Raw genomic sequence first — 16590 nt, forward strand, 5'->3', positions numbered from 1 at the left:
GTGGGCGCGAATTCCGGCGCCGCGATGGACCGCCGCGTGGTAGTGCCGCGGCGCTATGGGCTGGCCGCGTCGGCCGTCCTGGTCGCGTTGGTGGCGGCCTGGCTGCTGGTGCGCTACTGGCCGCGCGGCGTGCCGGTGTCACGGGCCGACGTGGAGATCGCCGCGGCCAGGGCCGGCGTCTTCCGCGACGTCGTCGTCGGCCGCGCGACGGCGCAGCCGCTGCAGTCCGTGCTGCTCGACGCGACGGAGGACGGCCGCGTCGAGCAGGTGCTGGTGAAGGACGGCGACCGCGTCGAGGCGGGGCAACTGCTGGTCGTGCTGAACAGCACGCAGCGGGCGCAGGAGCTGATGGCGCGCAGCAGCGAGGCCGCCCAGCAGCTGGCCAACTTCTCGACGCTACGCGCCGCGTGGATGCAGGCGCAGGCAGCGCAGCGCCGCACGCTGACCGAGGCGCAGTTCGAGCTGGAGCGCGTGCGCCGCCTGCACCGGCGCAACCGCGAGCTGGCGGCCACGGGCTTCCTGTCGCCGGCGGCGCTGGAGGATTCGGCGGACAAGCTGGCGATGGCTGAACGCCTGTTCGCGCAGCAGCAGGCCGACGGCCGCGAGGAGCTGGCCGTGCGCGAGCAGTCCGTGCAGGCCATGCAGCGTGCCGTGACGGACCTCGACAAGCGGCTGGACGCGATGCGCGCCGCCAGCGCGGGCCTCGCCGTGCGCGCGCCGGTGGCCGGCCGCGTGACCGGGCTGGCGCTGCAGGTCGGCGAGAGCGTGCGCAGCGGCACCCGCATCGCGAGGCTGGACAGCCTGGGCCGCTTCAAGCTGGACCTGCGGCTGGACGAGTTCCACCTCGGCCGCGTGCGCGAAGGCCTGGCCGCGCAGCTCACGCACGAGGGCCGCGAGCACGCGCTGCACGTTGCCCGCATCGACCCGCAGGTCAAGGACGGCCGTTTCAGCGTCGAGCTGACCTTCGACGCCGACCCGCCGCCGCTGCAGGTCGGCCAGGGCCTGGACGTGCGGCTCACGCTGGGCGAGGCCAAGCCCGTGCTGCTGCTGCCCGACGGCGGCTTCTACGCCGACACCGGCGGCGCCTGGGCCTTCGTGCTCGACGCCGACGGCCGCCACGCGCCGCGCCGCCCGCTGCAGCTGGGCCGCCGGGCTGATGGCGTCATCGAAGTCCTCGGCGGCCTGCAGCCCGGCGATCAGGTCGTCGTCTCTCCTTACCGCGCCTTCGTGGGCGCATCAGCCTTGGATCTCAACTGACATGTTCCAGCTCAAGCACCTCACCAAGACCTTCCGCACCGGCGACATCGAGACCACGGCGCTGGATCGCATCGACCTCGACATCGAGGCCGGCGAATACCTCGCCATCACCGGACCGTCGGGCTGCGGCAAGTCCACGCTGCTGGGCATCCTCGGCCTGCTGGATGCGCCCAGCGGCGGCGAGTACTGGTTCGACGGCCACAACGTGGCGGGCTGGAGCGAGAAGCAGCTCAACACGCTGCGCCGTGGCCGCATCGGCTTCGTGTTCCAGAGCTTCAACCTCATCGACGACCTGACCGTGGCCGAGAACATCGCGCTGGCGCTGGAGTACGGCGAGCTGCCCGCCCGGCAGCGGCGGGCGCGCGTCGCCGAGGTGATGGAGCGCCTGGGCCTGACCCACCGTGCCGGCCACCGGCCCAGCCAGCTCAGCGGCGGCCAGCAGCAGCGCGTGGCCATTGCCCGCGCAATCGCGGCGCGGCCCGCGCTGCTGCTGGCTGACGAACCCACCGGCAACCTCGACAGCGCCCATGGCGCCGAGGTCATGCGCATCCTGCGCGAGCTGAATGGCGACGGGACGACGCTGGTCATGGTGACCCACTCGCTGGAGCATGCGGCGCAGGCGTCGCGGACGTTGCGGTTGCTGGATGGGCGGGTGGTGGTGGATGCGGTGGCGGCGGTGGTGTGATGCTTAGGGTTGGCGCGTCTGAGACGTGCCGGGACGAAAACCGAAGGTTTCGCCGAAGGCAAATCCCGGCATGGGCCTTGGCGAAAAACCGCTGCTGCATAGTTCCGCATCCGATGTGCGGAACCGTGATGCTCGCCTCCCAATTCGTCTTCCACCTCGCCCTGCAGCGCGACAAGGTCGAGTCCTTCGACCGCTATCCGTTCAACCTGCCGGCGGTGCGAACGCTGGACCATCCGTTGGAGCTGCACCCCAAGGTGACGTTCTTCGTCGGCGAGAACGGCTCCGGCAAGTCGACGCTGCTGGAGGCGCTGGCGGTGTCGCTGGGCTTCAACGCCGAGGGCGGTAGCCGCAACTTCAACTTCGGCACGCGGGCGTCGCACTCCGTGCTGCACGAATACCTGCGCGTGGCCAAGGGCGTGAAGCGGTGGCGGGACGGGTACTTCCTGCGCGCCGAGAGCTTCTTCAACGTCGCCACCGAGATCGATCGTCTGGGGGTCGTGGACTTCTACGGCAACCGCTCGCTGCACGAGCAGTCCCATGGCGAGTCCTTCCTCAAGCTGCTCACCGAGCGCTTCGGCGGCCGAGGCCTCTACCTGCTCGACGAGCCCGAGGCGGCCCTCTCGCCGCAGCGCCAGCTGGATGCGCTGGAGCGCATGCACGATCTGGTACAGCAAGACTCGCAGTTCGTCATCGCGACGCACTCGCCCATCCTGATGGCCTACCCCGACGCCTGGGTCTACCGCTTCGACGCCGACGGCATCCACCGCGTGGGCTATGAAGACACGGAGCACTTCCGCGTGATGCGGGAATTCATGGCAGATCCGTGCAGGATGCTGGATCGGCTGCTGTCCTGAGGGGCGCCGGCACCGCCCGAGGCCCGGCCCGGCGCTTAGGATGCGTCTCATGTTCCACCCCCTAGTTCGTGGGCCCCTGGTGGCCCTGCTGATCGTGCTCGTCCTGGGCGTGGCCCGGGCCGATGCCGGGGCTGGCCCGCTGGAGGTGCAGTTCCGCAGCGTGACGGTGCCGCAGAACTCGGTGCCGGCCATCGCGCAGGACCGGGCGGGGCTGATGTGGATCGCGACGAGCAAGGGCCTGACACGCTACGACGGCTACCGGCTGCGGCCCATCGAGCTGGCCGGTGACGAGGCTTCGCCCAAGCGGGGCCTGGGCTGGGTGCGGGCGATGGCGCCATCGGCCGGCGGGCGGATGTGGATTGGCACGGAGTTCCTCGGGTTGGTGGCCTACGACCCGCTGACCGACCGCGTCGAGCGCCACGCCGAGAGTGCACCGCAGGCGCCCATCCGGGCCGTGGCCGAGGGCCGCGACGGTGCCGTCTGGGTCGGCACGATGGGCCGCGGCCTGTACCGCTACGACCCGGGCACGAAGCAGGTCGAGCCGCAGGTGCTGGCCTCGCACGGCGAGCCCGAGACGCGCGTGCTGTCGTTGCTGGCCGGTGCCGACGGCACGGTCTGGGCCGGCCACTGGCGCGGCCTGGCACGGCGCGTCGGCAAGGCCTGGCAGGAGCTGCCGCTGCCGGACCTGCCCGACCCGTCCCAGGGCGTGCCGGTGCTGGCTCTCGCCGAGGACAACCAGGGCCGGCTGTGGCTGGGTACGCAGGACGGGCACCTCGGCGTCGTCGAGCAGGGCCGCGTGCGCTGGGTGCAGGCGCTGGGCCTGCCCATCCAGGCGCTGGCGCAGGGGGGCGACGGCCGGTTGTGGGTGGGCAGCAAGAACGGTGTGTTCTGGGTCGACGCGGCCAGCGGCGCCGTCCAGGCCCGGCTGCGCCAGGACCCGCGCCGCGCGATGGGTCTGGCCGGCAACGACATCAGCGGCCTGCTGCGCGACCATAGCGGCGCGATGTGGGTCAGCGGCTACGGCCTGGGCGTGCAGCGCCACCTCAGCCACCCGGCGCTTGCCGTGCGCGGGCCGGACGCCGACCCCGGCGGCCCGCTGGCCGAGGCCGACGTGCGTGCGCTGCTGGCGTTGAAGAACGGTGAGGTGCTGGCGCCCACGCAGACCGGCCATGTCGTGCGCCTGGACGGCCGCCCCGGCCGCGACCTGGCCACGCTGGGCGAATGGCCGCGCGAGCGGCACACGGTTGTCGAGATCATGGCCGAGGCGGCGGACGGCAGCCTGTGGATGGCCGCGGCCGGCCGGCTGGAGCATCGCGCTGCCGACGGCCACCTGTTGCGTGACTGGGCGCTGGACGGCGGCCGTGCCCAGCAACTGCTGCTGCGCGCGGACGGCAGCGTCTGGCTGGGGATGCAGGAAGGCCTGTACCGGCTCGCCGGCCCCGACGCGGCGGCACTGGAGCGCGTGCATGCGCTGAACGACCAGAAGCTGCACGGTGGCATCTACGTGCTGCGCCAGGCACCGGACGGCCGGCTGTGGGTGGGCGGCCAGCCGGGGCTGCTGCGCGAGCGCGAGCCCGGCCGCGGCGGCCTGGAGCCCGTGCCGCAGTCACCGGACGAGGGGCTGGGCAGTCCGGCCGTCATCGCGCTGCTGTGGGCGCACGACGGGCGCCTGTGGGTGGACACCACGGCGGCCGGCCTGCACCGCCTGAAGGGGTGGGACGCCCAGGGCCGCGCGCGCTTCGAGCGCGTCAGCGAGCGGCTCGGCCTGGAGGGCGTGTTCGGCGGCCACCTGCACGAGGATGCGCAGGGCCGCATCTGGAGCCAGCTCTACGTCTACGACCCCGGCACCGACCGGCTGGACAGCTTCGGCAATGCCGAAGGCGCCAACTTCGGCAGCTTCTGGTTCTTTGCCAGTACCGAGCTGCCGGGCGGCGGCCTGCTGTTCGGCGGCAGCCGCGGCCTGCTGCGCGTGCTGCCCGATGCCTGGCAGCCCGAGCGCGGTGCGCCGCCGCTGGTCATCAGCGGCCTGCGCGTGAACGGCCATCGCTGGGCGCCACCGGGCACGCCGGGCCAGGCGCTGACGCTGCCGCCAGGCAAGCGCACGCTGTCCATCGAGTTCGCGGCGCTGGACTACGCCGACCCATCCCGCCTGCGCTACGAGTACCGGCTGCAGGGCCTGGAAGACGACTGGACGCGCGTCGACGCTGCTGGCCGCAACCCGAGCTTCGGCCCGCTCCGGCCCGGCCACTATGTGCTGCAGGTGCGCGCCACGGCACATCAGTCGCTGTGGAGCGGCGAGACGCTGCAGCTGCCCATCGACCTGGAGCCCGCCTGGTGGGAGACGGACCTGGCGCGCGCCGCCGGCCTCGTCGCGCTGCTCGCCGGCGTCTGGGGCTGGACGCGCTGGCGCACCCGCCAGCTGCGCCAGAACGAGGCCGAGCTGCAGGCGTTGGTGGACGAGCGCACCGCCGAGCTGCGCGAGCTCAGCCTCACCGACACGCTGACCGGCCTGCGCAACCGCCGCTACCTGGAGCTGCGGCTGGACGACGACCTTGCGTTGTGCCTGCGCCGCTTCGAGACGCCCGACGATGCCGGCCCGGGCCCGGACGCCGACCTGCTGCTGCTGCTGCTGGACCTGGACCACTTCAAGCGCATCAACGACCAGCACGGCCACGCGGCCGGCGATGCCGTGCTGGTGCAGCTGGCCGAGCGGCTGCGCGGCGTGTTCCGCGAGACCGACTCGCTGGTGCGCTGGGGCGGCGAGGAGATCCTCGTCCTGGCCCGCGAGACCGAGCGCCGCGACGCCGCCGAGCTGGCCGCGCGCGTCTGCGCCGCGGTGCGCGACAAGCCCTTCGACATCGGCCCCGGCGAGACCGTGCACGTGACCGTGTCCATCGGCTTCTGTGCCTTCCCGCTGGACCCGCGCCATCCGCGCCTGTGGGACTGGCGCGCCTGCCTGGGCCTGGCCGACTCGGCGCTGTACGCCGCCAAGGCACAGGGGCGTGACGGCTACGTGGGCGCCGTCCGCAGCAACGGGCTGAGCCCGCGGGAGGCGCCCGACAGCCTGGAGGCCTGGCAGCGCGAGACGCGGCTGGACGTGGCCCGCAGCGTGGACGACGACGCCTTCAGCCCGGCCTGAACAGGAATTTCAGCGCCGCCGGCAGCTCGGCGCGCCATGCAGCCTCGTTGTGCTGTGCCTCCGCGGCGATGTGGATGCCCAGCTGTTCCGGCGGCAGCTGACGTGCCAGCCGCCTGTGCATCTGACGCGTCTGCCCGGCCATGCTGCCGCCCTCGCGGCCGCCGCAGTACAGGTGGACGCGCGTATCCGTCGGCAGCGTGGCCCGGGCCGTGTCGTCGAACAGCTGCGGAGCGGCCCAGTACGACGGGCTGAACAGGCCGAAGCGGCTGAACGTGTCGCCATGCCACAGCATCGCCGCGTGGCTGATGAGGCCGCCCATCGAGCTGCCGATCATGGCTGTGTGCTCGCGCCCGGCCTGCGTGCGCCAGCCGGCGTCGATGAACGGCTTGACCGTCTTCACGATGAAGTCCAGGTAGGCCCGCCCTTCGGCCTTGCCCAGCTCCGGGTGGTCGTAGGGTGCCATCTCGGTGTTGCGGTGCTCGCCCCCGTTGTCGATGCCGACGACCAGCGCCTCGAAGCCGAGCGTCTGCATCGTTTCGTCCACGCCCCATTCGCCGGCGAAGCTGGTGGCCGCGTCGAACAGGTTCTGGCCGTCGTGCATGTAGATGACCGGGTAGCGCCGGCCCGGCTCGCTGGCGTAGCTGGCCGGCAGGCACAGGCGCAGCGTGCGCTGGCGGTCGAGGCCGGGCATGGCCAGCGGCGGCTCGATGACCCGGACGCTCGGCAGCGCCGTGGAGGCCGCGGCGCGCGCCGGCAGGGTGGTGAGCAGGGGCAGGGTCAGCAGCAGGCGGCGTCGCATGGAGGGCTTGGATGGGGTGGCGGCCGTGCGACGCTACCCGGCCGCCGCCGCCATGCCGCTCGTCACGGCGCCGCCGTGCGGAACCGGGCCATCAGCTCGCGCAGCGCCTGGGCCTGGCGCTGCAGGCTCTCGGCGGCGGCGGCACTCTCTTCCACGAGGGCGGCGTTCTGCTGGGTCGTGTCGTCCATCTGGTGGATGGCCACGCCGACCTCGTCCATGCTGAGGTGCTGGTCACGCGACAGCGTGCTGAGCTCGCCGATCACGCCCGCCACGCGGCCCACGGCCCCCACCACGCGCTGCATCAGCATGGCGGCCTCTTCGCCCTGCGCATGGCCGGTGCCGATGCGCTCCACGCTGCTGCCGATGAGGCTGCGGATCTCGCGCGCCGACGTGCCGGCGCGTTGGGCCAGCGCCCGCACCTCGCCGGCCACCACGGCGAAGCCGCGGCCGTGCTCGCCCGCGCGGGCGGCTTCGACGGCGGCGTTCAGCGCCAGGATGTTGGTCTGGAAGGCGATGCCGTCGATGGTGCCGATGATGTCGGCGATCTTCTGCGAGCTGGTCTGGATGTCGCGCAGCGTGCTGGCCAGCGTGCCCACCAGGCTGCCGCCGGACTCGGCCAGCTGGCGCACCTCGGTCGCCAGCTCGGCCGCGTGGCCGGACTGCCGCGCGCCGTGTTCCAGGCCTTGCCGCACCGTGTCGACGGACGCCGTGGTCTGCTCCAGAGCGGCGGCCTGCGTTTCGGTGCGCGAGGACAGGTCGGCGCTGCCCGAGGCGATCTCCTGGCTGGCGGTGGCCACCTCGTCGGCGCGGCTGCGCACCGTGCCGACCACCTCGCTGAGCCGGACCGCCATGTCCTGCAGGGCCACCGTGAGGCGCTCGCCCTCGTCGCGCGACTGCCGGTCCACGTCGGCACTGTGGGACAGGTCGCCGTCGGCGACGGCCTGCGCGATGCCCAGCGCCCGGTTCATCGAGCGCGAGGTCTGGCGCGCGATGGTCCACAACAGCCAGCCGCCCAGCGCGGCGAGCAGCAGGCAGAGCATGGCGCCGCCGACGAGCAGCCGGCGGTCACTGGCCAGTTGCCGCTCGAGATCCTGCTGCAGCGCCGTTGTGGCGGCGTCGCCGAGCGCGTACTGCGCATCGATGGCCGCCGTCGTGGCGGCCCACCAGTCCGTGGGCTTGATCTGTGGCGTGTCCGGCTCGATGACGCCCTTCAGCGCCAACTGCCGTGCGTCGGCGAGGCGGCTGTCCAGTTGCTCGGCGAGCGACTTCAGCCGCTGCTGGTCGGTGTTTTCCAGCGTCACATGCGACAGCGCACGCCGTGCGTTGGCCTGATCGGCCATCGCGCGTTCCACCAGCACGGCCAGCCGTTGCCGGTCCGCCGGTGCCAGCTCGCCCTTGGCCAGCATGCCCATGCCGGCGCCGCGCAGGCGGCCCAGCAGTTCGGCGCTGTGCGGCAGATGCTGCAGGGCGGCATCCTGCAGGAAATAGCCGTTGGAGAACGGATGCAGCACCAGCTCGGACGTGACCGAAGCTTCGTAGATCCAGGCCAGCCGGGTGTCGATCAGCTCGGTGTGGCGGCGGAAGCTGTCGGCCGCGTTGGTGGCGCGGCTGCCGACATCGGCAGCCAGCTGTTCCTGGGCGCGCCAATAGGCCTGCAGATCCTGCGTGAGTGCAGGGTTCAGCGCCGCTTCGGTCGCAGCGAGGCTGGGTGCCTTCAACGCCAGCAGCTCGGTCCAGACGGCGCTGCGCTTGGACTCGGCCGACGCGTCGCCGTTGAGCTGGCTGTTGGCCAGCCCGCGGTGCTGCGCCGTCAGCCGTGTGAGCTTCAAAGCCAGCGTGATGGCGGGCAGCGCATGAACTTCCCTGCTCATCTGCGCCTGCGACAGCATGGCCCGGTGCAGGAACAGCCCCGTTGGAATGCCGGTCGCCAGGGTGCACAGCAGTGCCACCCAACTCAGCTTGGCGCGTACGCTCAGTCGCTCGATCCAGCCTCTCATCGGCCTCTCCCGCAGTGGAGAACAAAGGTTAGCCGGGCGAGATGTGAGGGTCTTGCGCTGAAACAAACGCGGGGCCTGTCGCGGCGGTTTTCTAGAATCCGGCATGCTCGACAAGTCCTGTATCCGTGTAGAACTTCTCGCCCCCGCCCGCGACGCCGACATCGGCATCGAGGCCGTCAACCACGGCGCGGACGCCGTCTACATCGGCGGCCCCGGCTTCGGCGCGCGGGACAAGGCACCCAACGAGATCGGCGACATCGCCCGGCTCGTGAAGCACGCGCACCGTTTCAACGCGCGCATCTTCGTCACGATGAACACCATCCTGCGAGACGACGAGCTGGATGGCGCACGCCAGCAGGCCTGGCAGCTGTTTGAGGCGGGCGTGGACGCCCTCATCGTGCAGGACATGGGCCTGCTGGAGCTGGACCTGCCGCCCATCCAGCTGCACGCCAGCACGCAGACCGACATCCGCACGCCCGAGAAGGCGCGTTTCCTGCAGGACGTGGGCTTCTCGCAGATGGTGCTGGCCCGCGAGCTGGACCTGAAGCAGATCATCGCCATCCGCGAGCAGGTGCAGCACGCGACGCTGGAGTTCTTCGTGCACGGCGCGCTGTGCGTGGCCTACAGCGGCCAGTGCTTCATCAGCCATGCCCACACGGGCCGCAGCGCCAACCGCGGCAACTGCAGCCAGGAATGCCGGCTGCCGTACACGGTGACCGACACGAAGGGCCGCGTCGTCGCGCACGACAAGCATGTGCTGAGCCTGAAGGACAACGACCAGAGTGCCAACCTCGAGGCGCTCATCGACGCCGGCATCCGCAGCTTCAAGATCGAGGGCCGCTACAAGGACATGGCCACCGTCAAGAACGTGACGGCCCATTACCGCACGCTGCTGGACGCGATCATGGAACGCCGGCCCGAGCTGGCCTCCACCGGCCACGGCCGCTGCAGCTTCACGTTCGCGCCCGAGCCCGAGCAGGCCTTCAACCGCGGCGGCACCGACTACTTTGTCAACGGCCGCAAGATCGACATCGGCGCCTTCGACAGCCCCAAGCACGCCGGCCTGCCGCTGGGCGACATCGTGCGCGTCGGCACCGAGGACTTCGAACTCGACACCGGCGACGCGGTCAAGGTCGTCAACAACGGCGACGCGTTGACCTGGTGGGATCGCCAGGGCGAGCTGCAGGGCGTGCCGGTCAACGTCGCGACGCCCATCGGCGGCACACGCTGGCGCATCGAGCCGAACCTGTCCAAGGGTCAATCTTTTGCCGACCTGAAGGATCTGTTCCCCGGCACGGCCGTCAGCCGCAACCGCGACATGGCCTGGGAGCGGCTGCTCGCCAAGCCCAGCGCCGAGCGTCGCATCGCCGTGGACGTGACGCTGGCGCAGGTGAACGACGGCTTCGAGCTGACGCTGAAGGACGAGACCGGCGTGAAGGCGTCGGTGCGGCTGCCGCACGCGCACGAACCCGCACGCGACTCAAGCCAAGCCGACGCGCAGATGAAGGACGCGCTCGCCAAGCTGGGCGACACGATCTTCGAGGCCCGCCGCGTGCGGCTGGCGATGCGCGGCGAGCCGCTGTTCCTGCCGGCCAGCAAGCTCAACGCGCTGCGCCGCGATGCCGTGGCCGCGCTGGAGGCCGCCCGTGACGCCGCGTTCGAGCGCCTGCCGCGCGCCACGCCCGACGAGCCACCGGCGCCCTACCCCGACGACACGCTGACCTACCTCGCCAACGTCTACAACACACGGGCCGCCGCGTTCTACGCCCGCCATGGCGTCAAGGTCATCGGTGCCGCCTACGAGAGCCACGAGGAGCTGGGCGAGGTGCCGCTGATGATCACCAAGCACTGTGTGCGCTGGAGCCTGAGCCTGTGCCCCAAGCAGGCCAAGGGCGTGACCGGTGTGCAGGGCACCGTGCGCGCCGAGCCGCTGACGCTGACGCACGGCGAGGACACGCTGACGCTGCGCTTCGACTGCAAGCCCTGCGAGATGCACGTCGTCGGCGCGATGCGCAAGAACGTGCTGAAAGCATTGAAGGCCGAGCCGATGACGTTCTACAAGACGCGGCCCGCAGCGCGGGCAAATCCCGACCCGAATCCGGTCTGATCCTCTGACCGCCGCGCCGGCGCGGTGACACACTCGCGCTCCAAATCGAACAGAGGGAGACCGGTGTGTCGCAGACCCCGAACGGGCCATTCCAGCTGACGCGGCGCCGCGTCATCGGCAGCGGTGCCGCCGCCGTGACGCTGCTGGTGCACGACCTGGCGCTGGCCTTCAAGCCGCCCACGCCCCGCCTGACCGGCGCCCGCCCGCAGCCCGAGGGCACGCCCACGCAGCCGCACATGCCGCCCGGCGCGCCGGACTGGTCCGGCGGCCCCGGCAAGGCGCGTTTCCGCATCGACGGCCTGGCCAAGGTGACGGGCCAGAAGATCTACGCCCGCGACTTCCGCGCCGCCGACATGCCCGGCTGGCCCACCACCGAGCGCATGGCCATGATCCTGCGCGCGACGACGCCCAACCTCGCGTTCACGGGGCTGGACCTCAAGCGGCTCACCGAGGCCAAGGCCGAGCCGCTGCTCGTCATCACGCAGACGCCGCTGGGCGACTACACCGGGTCGCAGCGCGACCTGGCCTCGCTGAACCTGACGCTGCCGTTCTCCAGCGCGGGTGCCGACGGCGTCAGCCAGCTGCTGGTGCCGGTGGGCCAGGCGCCGCAGTTCTACGGCCAGCCGGTGGCCATCCTGATCTTTGCCGACGCCAACACCTACCGCCGCGCCAAGCGCGCATTGCAGTTCCAGCCCGACGTCGTGCTGACGGGCGGACCGGCTCCGGCGCCGAAGCAACCGTGGGTCATGGCCTACAGCCCGGTCAACTACTTGACGCGCTACGACGCACCCGGCCTCAAGCCGTTCTCGCAGGTGCAGGTGGGCTACGCGTCCGACCCCTACCAGCCCGACTCCTCCAGCCAGCCCTTCAACAGCACGGCCCGCGAGCTGCGCCTGCGCATCAACGCCACCTTGCAGGCGAGCGACCCACACGTGCTCCAGCTCGGCGGCAGCTACAGCACGCAGGTGCTGGACCCGATGTTCATGGAGCCCGAGGCGGGCCTGGCCTGGCTGGACCGTTCCGGCACCGGCACGCTGAACCTCGTGCTCGGCACCCAGGCCACCAACGGCGATGCGAGCGACAGCTGGACGATGTTCAGCAAGGACTGCCCCATAGCGGTCAAGACCGTGGTGCTGAACTCCTGCTACCCCGGTGGCGGCTTCGGCGGGCGTGACGTGTCCACCTTCCCGCCGCTGCTGGCCGTCACGGCCGCGCTGGCGGACGGACCCGTGCGCATCGCGCAGGACCGCTACGAGCAGTTCCAGGGCGGCCTGAAGCAGCTCGCCAGCAACATCACGCAGCGCATTGCCGTCGACGCGAAGACCGGCAAGTTCCTCGCCTTCGCGAGCAAGCAGGTGCTGCCTTCCGGCGGCCAGAACAACTACAGCCAGTTCGTCGCGATGCTGGCGGCCTACTGCGGCCTCAGCGGCTACGACATCAGGCAGGCCTACGTCGACGCCATCGCGCAGCCGAGCACCGGCGTCGTGGCCGGCTCCATGCGCGGCTTCGGCGGGCCGCAGGCGAGCTTTGCCGTCGAGACGCTGGTGGACGAGGTGGCCGTGGCGCTGAAGCGCGACCCCATCGAGCTGCGCGAACTCAACGCGCTGCGCGAGGGCGACCGCACCATCACCGGCGCGCCGCTGGAGCAGACCATGCGGTTGCACGAGATCTGCCGCCGTGCGCGCGGGCACGCGCTGTGGCGCGACCGCGAGGCGGTGAAGGCGCGCAAGGCGCGCGAGGGCATCCGCTACGGCGTCGGCTTCGCGCTCGCCAATCAGGCTTATGGCACCGGCAAGGACGGCGTCATGGCCGAGGTGGCGCTGGCGCCGGACGGGCGGCTGACTGTGCGCACCAACTGCGTGGACATGGGCAACGGCTCGGCCACGACGCTGGCCATCTCCACCGCCGGCTGGCTGGGCCGCAACGCGCACGACGTCGTCATGGGCGATGTCGGCAGCTTCAACGCGCTGGACCTGAACAGTGATCCCAAGGGCAACTGGAACGACCCGCGCTGGACGGCCGCGTTCTCGATGTCCAGCAGCGCGTGTCTCACGGCCTTCCACCAGGTCCACGTGACCGAGCAGGCCAGCCGCGTGCTGTTCGAGGCCGGCCTGCTGCCGGCGGCGGCGGCGCTCTGGGGCGTGCCGCTGGCGCAGGTCAGCGGCAAGACGCGCTGGGTCGGTGGTCATCTGGAGGCGCCGGGGTTCAAGGCCTTGCATCTGGCCGCGCTGGCCGCCAAGGTCCAGGAAGCCGGGCTGACGACCGCGGCCATGGTTCATGGCCTGTACGAAGCGGCCTGGGTGTCGGCCACCTACGCCGTGCCCACGGGGCCGGCGCTCAAGCTGCCCATCGACGGCCTGTCGCTGCGCGCGGGCGGCACGTCGGCGTGGACCTCGGTGCTGCGGCAGGACGTGGTGCCACCCAGGCCCGAGGCTGGGCTGTACGGCCGCAGCCTGTACGCGCCGTCGGGCGTGCTGGTGGCCGTGGAGATCGGGCCCGAGCACTTCGAGCCGCGCGTCGTCGCCGTCGAGCTGATGGTGGATGCCGGCAAGGTGCTGCAGCCCGACCTGCTGCTGGGCCAGGCCCAGGGCGGCGTGGCGATGGGCATCGGCTACGCGCTGCTGGAGAACCTGCCGCTGGAGGCGGGCGGAGCGGGCGACGGGCGCTGGAACCTGGACCGGTATCACGTGGCGTTGTCGGGCGATGTGCCGCTGGGACGGTTGAACATCACGACACTGCCTTCCGATGAGCCGACGGCCAAGGGCATTGCTGAGGCCGTGCTGTGCCCGATTGCACCGGCGATCGGGAATGCGATCGCGCACGCCACGGGAAAGCGGTTTCGGGCGTTGCCGATCACGGCGGCTGACATCGGGAGGGCCTTCGGATGAGTGGCTTCGTGCCTGCGCCCAGCCGGGAATTCGCCCCGGCGGGCGACCTTCTTTTTGAGCGACCAAAAAGAAGGCAAAAAGTCGCCCCTGCTCCGTCGCCCCTCGCTGCGCGAGGGGTTCCCTGCGATGCTCGCGACCCGATGCTCGCGCAGAACTCGCTTCGCTACGCTGCGCTCAGGCAGCTGCGCGAAGTCAGTCCACGCAGCGCGCTGCGCGCGCGCCTCGGGCCGCTGTGCTTCTCGGCTCCTCCAAAGGGGAGTGATGGAACAGCCAAACAGCCAACAGCCAAACCAGGAGGCCGGCTGGTGCCGGCTGTTGGGTATGCCCCCTTTAGCACCGCCGAGGAACGGAAGACCCGAGGCCCGCGTGCGCAGCACGCCTCGTCAACTGACTCGCGCCGCCTGTTTGAGCAGAGCGTAGCGGCGCGAGTTCGGCGCGGGGCCTCGGGTCTGAGTACCGCAGGGAACCCGCCGCGCAGCGGTGGGCGGTGCGGTCGGGGGGAGCTCTTTGCCTACTTTCTGGCGGTCCAGAAAGTAGGTCGGCCGCCGGGCCGAAATCCCGGCACCACTCTCGGCAAAAACCAACCCCAACGAGAGGCCTCCGAATGACCGACCTCGTCAAAGTCCAATTCCACGTCAACGGCAAACCCGTCGACGCCCAGGTCCCCACCGACCTCCCCCTCGTCGACTTCCTGCAGGAAGAACTGCGCCTCTCCGGCACCCGCCTGTGCTGCGGCATCGGTGTCTGCAAGGCCTGCACCGTCGCCGCGCGCCGCGTGCCCACCAGCCAGGCGCAACCGATGCTCGCCTGCTCCACGCCGGTGGCGCTGCTGCAGGGCCAGTCCATCACGACGGTGGAAGGCACTGGCAGCCCGGAAAAACCGAGTGCCATCCAGCAGGCCTTCCTCGACCACTTCGCCTTCCAGTGCGGCTACTGCACGCCCGGCTTCGTCATGGCGACGGAAATGCTCGTCGAGCGCCTGCGCGTGCAGCCGATTGCGCGCGAGCAGATCGACGCGGCCATCGAGGACGCCGTCGGCCAGCACATCTGCCGCTGCACCGGCTATGCCCGCTACCACCAGGCCATCCGTGCCGTCGTGCTGGCGGAGAAAGGGCTGGTGACCGCATGACACGCGCCCTCCTCTTGCTGCTGCTGGCCGGCACCGCCCAGGCCGAAACGCTGTTCGAGTACGGCCGCCAGTGCGCTGAACAGGTCACCGAGATTCCCGCGTTCAGCTGCATGGCCGGGCAGGAGATCCCCATCACCGTCGACGGCAAGCCCGTCCGGGCCGACACCGCGCCGGAGCGCTGCGACCGTCCGTCGCTGCTGCACCAGCCTGACGCCGTCAGCCAATGCGTGCCGGGCAGCCGCGCACTGGTGCTGCGCGACGACAAGACGGCGCAGATCAGCGCCATCTGCCGCAAGCAGCTGCCGCGGCCGGCCGGCAGCCCGTGGTTCGACGAGATCAACGTCGTCTCGCACAGCCTGAAGAACGGCAAGACCTGCTGGTTCACCGCCAAGGTCACCCCGCCGCCACCGTCCACGCCGGCCAGTGGCATCGACGGCCGCTGGGTGCCGTCGCCCAGCACGCTGACGCGCAAGCCCCAGCCTTCGAGCCCTGAGGGCCTGCAGCCCCTGCCGCCCGACAAGGTCTGGCAGACGCCGCAGCAGGTGGCCACCAGCAAGCCGGCCTGCATCCACTGCCACGACAGCGGGCCGTTCATGTATTCGCCCTACATCGCGCAGACGACGCAGCTGCCCGGCGACCCCTTCGGCTTCTACGAGCCCAAGGCCATCGGCGAAGACTTCAAGCGGGCCTGGGCCACGCTGCACGCCTTTGGCATCACGACGCGCGGCAACACCTGCACGGCCTGCCACCGCATGGGCAACATGAACTCATGCAATGTGGCAATGCAGCAGTCCACCGGCAACGCGGTTCAGGAGGGCGGTGACGAGTGGTCGAAGAAGTACCCGCAGTCGCACTGGATGAGCCCCGGCAACCTGCACAGCCGCGCGCAGTGGGACGAGCAGTTCAGCGAGAGCCTGAAGAAGCTGGCGGCGTGCTGCAAGGACCCGAAGGGGGCGGGGTGCAGGGTGGTGGAGTACGGCCGCAAGGACGCGCGGCGGTGAACGAGGCGGTGGTCGCCGAGGTGCTGCAGTCTAGAGGCTGCGTCATGCAGGCGTTTGAGCATCACGCCCACTTCTTTGGCAACTGGCGAGCGCGCTTCAGCCACGGCCAGCGCGGGTTCGAGGTCGTCAGCGACCATCGCGACGGCTGGATGGATATGTGGGAATACCCGCCCGATTGCACAGGCAGGCAGTTGCACGAACAACGGTCGCACACCTTCGACCAGGCCGACGAACTCGCCGTCCTCGCGAGCTGGCTCGACGAGACGCTTGTCCGCTAGCGTCTTAGCTCGTCAAGTCGCTATCCTGCTGCAAAGTTGCTGAGACCTTCGCTGAACTGCAGGTACTGGAACGGACTGGCCTCGAGCGCGTTCTTCAGCTCGGCGGTGACGAAGAAGTATTCGTCGTTCATCGTCAGGATGCGCATGCCTTCGAGGGGGATATCCCGTAAATCGTCTGGCCTGAAAAACTGGCTGACGACGATGCGGGAGTGCGTTCTATGCTCCTCGCCCGTTCCGCGATTGACGAGCACCGCTGGCTCGTAGCGTACGCGTTCTATCGGAAGACATTGCAGAAATTCGGCAAGACTGGATTCGACAAGCAGATGGCGATAGCCGGTCATTAGCGGAGCGATAGGCCCCTGCTTGATCAGCTGAAACCTGCCGTCAGCAAGCTCGTATAACCCGACGGCGGGCTCGGAACAGGTCAACAAAAAGGGCAACTGCACCGGCTACGTC

The 16590-nt window shown here is 70.5% G+C and carries 12 protein-coding genes; 9 read left to right on the top strand and 3 right to left on the bottom strand.

Features of this window, described 5'->3' with window-relative positions:
- The 4 genes from ACG04R_RS03025 (at position 1) to ACG04R_RS03040 (ending at position 5935) form a co-directional block, all read left to right on the top strand.
- Positions 1 to 1257, top strand: a complete 1257-nt coding sequence (locus ACG04R_RS03025; protein WP_394406377.1) for an efflux RND transporter periplasmic adaptor subunit — start codon at positions 1 to 3, stop codon at positions 1255 to 1257.
- A gap of 1 nt (position 1258) precedes the next feature.
- On the top strand, positions 1259 to 1942 hold the full coding sequence (locus ACG04R_RS03030) for an ABC transporter ATP-binding protein (protein ID WP_394406379.1): 684 nt from the start codon (positions 1259 to 1261) through the stop codon (positions 1940 to 1942).
- A 128-nt stretch (positions 1943 to 2070) separates the two neighbouring features.
- Positions 2071 to 2796 carry an AAA family ATPase gene (locus ACG04R_RS03035; protein ID WP_394406380.1) on the top strand — a complete coding sequence of 242 codons (726 nt, stop codon included), beginning with the start codon at positions 2071 to 2073 and terminating at the stop codon, positions 2794 to 2796.
- A gap of 79 nt (positions 2797 to 2875) precedes the next feature.
- Positions 2876 to 5935, top strand: coding sequence for a ligand-binding sensor domain-containing diguanylate cyclase (locus ACG04R_RS03040; protein WP_394406381.1), 3060 nt, complete (start codon positions 2876 to 2878; stop codon positions 5933 to 5935).
- Here the strand turns inward: ACG04R_RS03040 and ACG04R_RS03045 are convergent.
- Positions 5922 to 6734: an alpha/beta hydrolase gene (locus ACG04R_RS03045; RefSeq protein ID WP_394406383.1), complete on the bottom strand. Its 813-nt coding sequence runs from the start codon at positions 6732 to 6734 to the stop codon at positions 5922 to 5924. The two genes, ACG04R_RS03040 and ACG04R_RS03045, sit on opposite strands and share 14 nt — an antisense overlap.
- Positions 6735 to 6796: 62 nt before the next feature.
- Positions 6797 to 8731 carry a methyl-accepting chemotaxis protein gene (locus tag ACG04R_RS03050; RefSeq protein WP_394406385.1) on the bottom strand — a complete coding sequence of 645 codons (1935 nt, stop codon included), beginning with the start codon at positions 8729 to 8731 and terminating at the stop codon, positions 6797 to 6799.
- Positions 8732 to 8834: 103 nt separating this feature from the next.
- Here ACG04R_RS03050 and ACG04R_RS03055 point away from each other — a divergent pair, with 103 nt between their 5' ends.
- From ACG04R_RS03055 to ACG04R_RS03075, 5 genes are all read left to right on the top strand, one after another.
- Positions 8835 to 10838 (top strand): peptidase U32 family protein, encoded by a 2004-nt coding sequence (locus tag ACG04R_RS03055; RefSeq protein ID WP_394406387.1) that lies wholly within the window; start codon positions 8835 to 8837, stop codon positions 10836 to 10838.
- A 65-nt stretch (positions 10839 to 10903) separates the two neighbouring features.
- Complete coding sequence (locus ACG04R_RS03060; RefSeq protein ID WP_394406389.1) at positions 10904 to 13726, top strand: xanthine dehydrogenase family protein molybdopterin-binding subunit; 2823 nt, start codon at positions 10904 to 10906, stop codon at positions 13724 to 13726.
- Positions 13727 to 14330: 604 nt separating this feature from the next.
- A complete protein-coding gene (locus tag ACG04R_RS03065; protein ID WP_394406390.1) occupies positions 14331 to 14855 on the top strand; it encodes a (2Fe-2S)-binding protein in 525 nt (174 codons plus the stop codon).
- On the top strand, positions 14852 to 15856 hold the full coding sequence (locus ACG04R_RS03070) for a hypothetical protein (protein ID WP_394406391.1): 1005 nt from the start codon (positions 14852 to 14854) through the stop codon (positions 15854 to 15856). Before ACG04R_RS03065 ends, ACG04R_RS03070 begins: the two co-directional genes overlap by 4 nt.
- On the top strand, positions 15853 to 16134 hold the full coding sequence (locus ACG04R_RS03075) for a hypothetical protein (protein ID WP_394406392.1): 282 nt from the start codon (positions 15853 to 15855) through the stop codon (positions 16132 to 16134). Before ACG04R_RS03070 ends, ACG04R_RS03075 begins: the two co-directional genes overlap by 4 nt.
- 20 nt (positions 16135 to 16154) lie before the next feature.
- Here ACG04R_RS03075 and ACG04R_RS03080 read toward each other — a convergent pair whose 3' ends face one another.
- Entirely contained in the window at positions 16155 to 16580 is a 426-nt protein-coding gene (locus ACG04R_RS03080) for a hypothetical protein (RefSeq protein WP_394406393.1), read from the bottom strand.
- Between the last annotated feature and the right edge of the window lie 10 nt (positions 16581 to 16590).

This window comes from Pelomonas candidula, assembly GCF_043555985.1.
Classification (GTDB): Bacteria; Pseudomonadota; Gammaproteobacteria; order Burkholderiales; family Burkholderiaceae_C; genus Pelomonas; species Pelomonas candidula.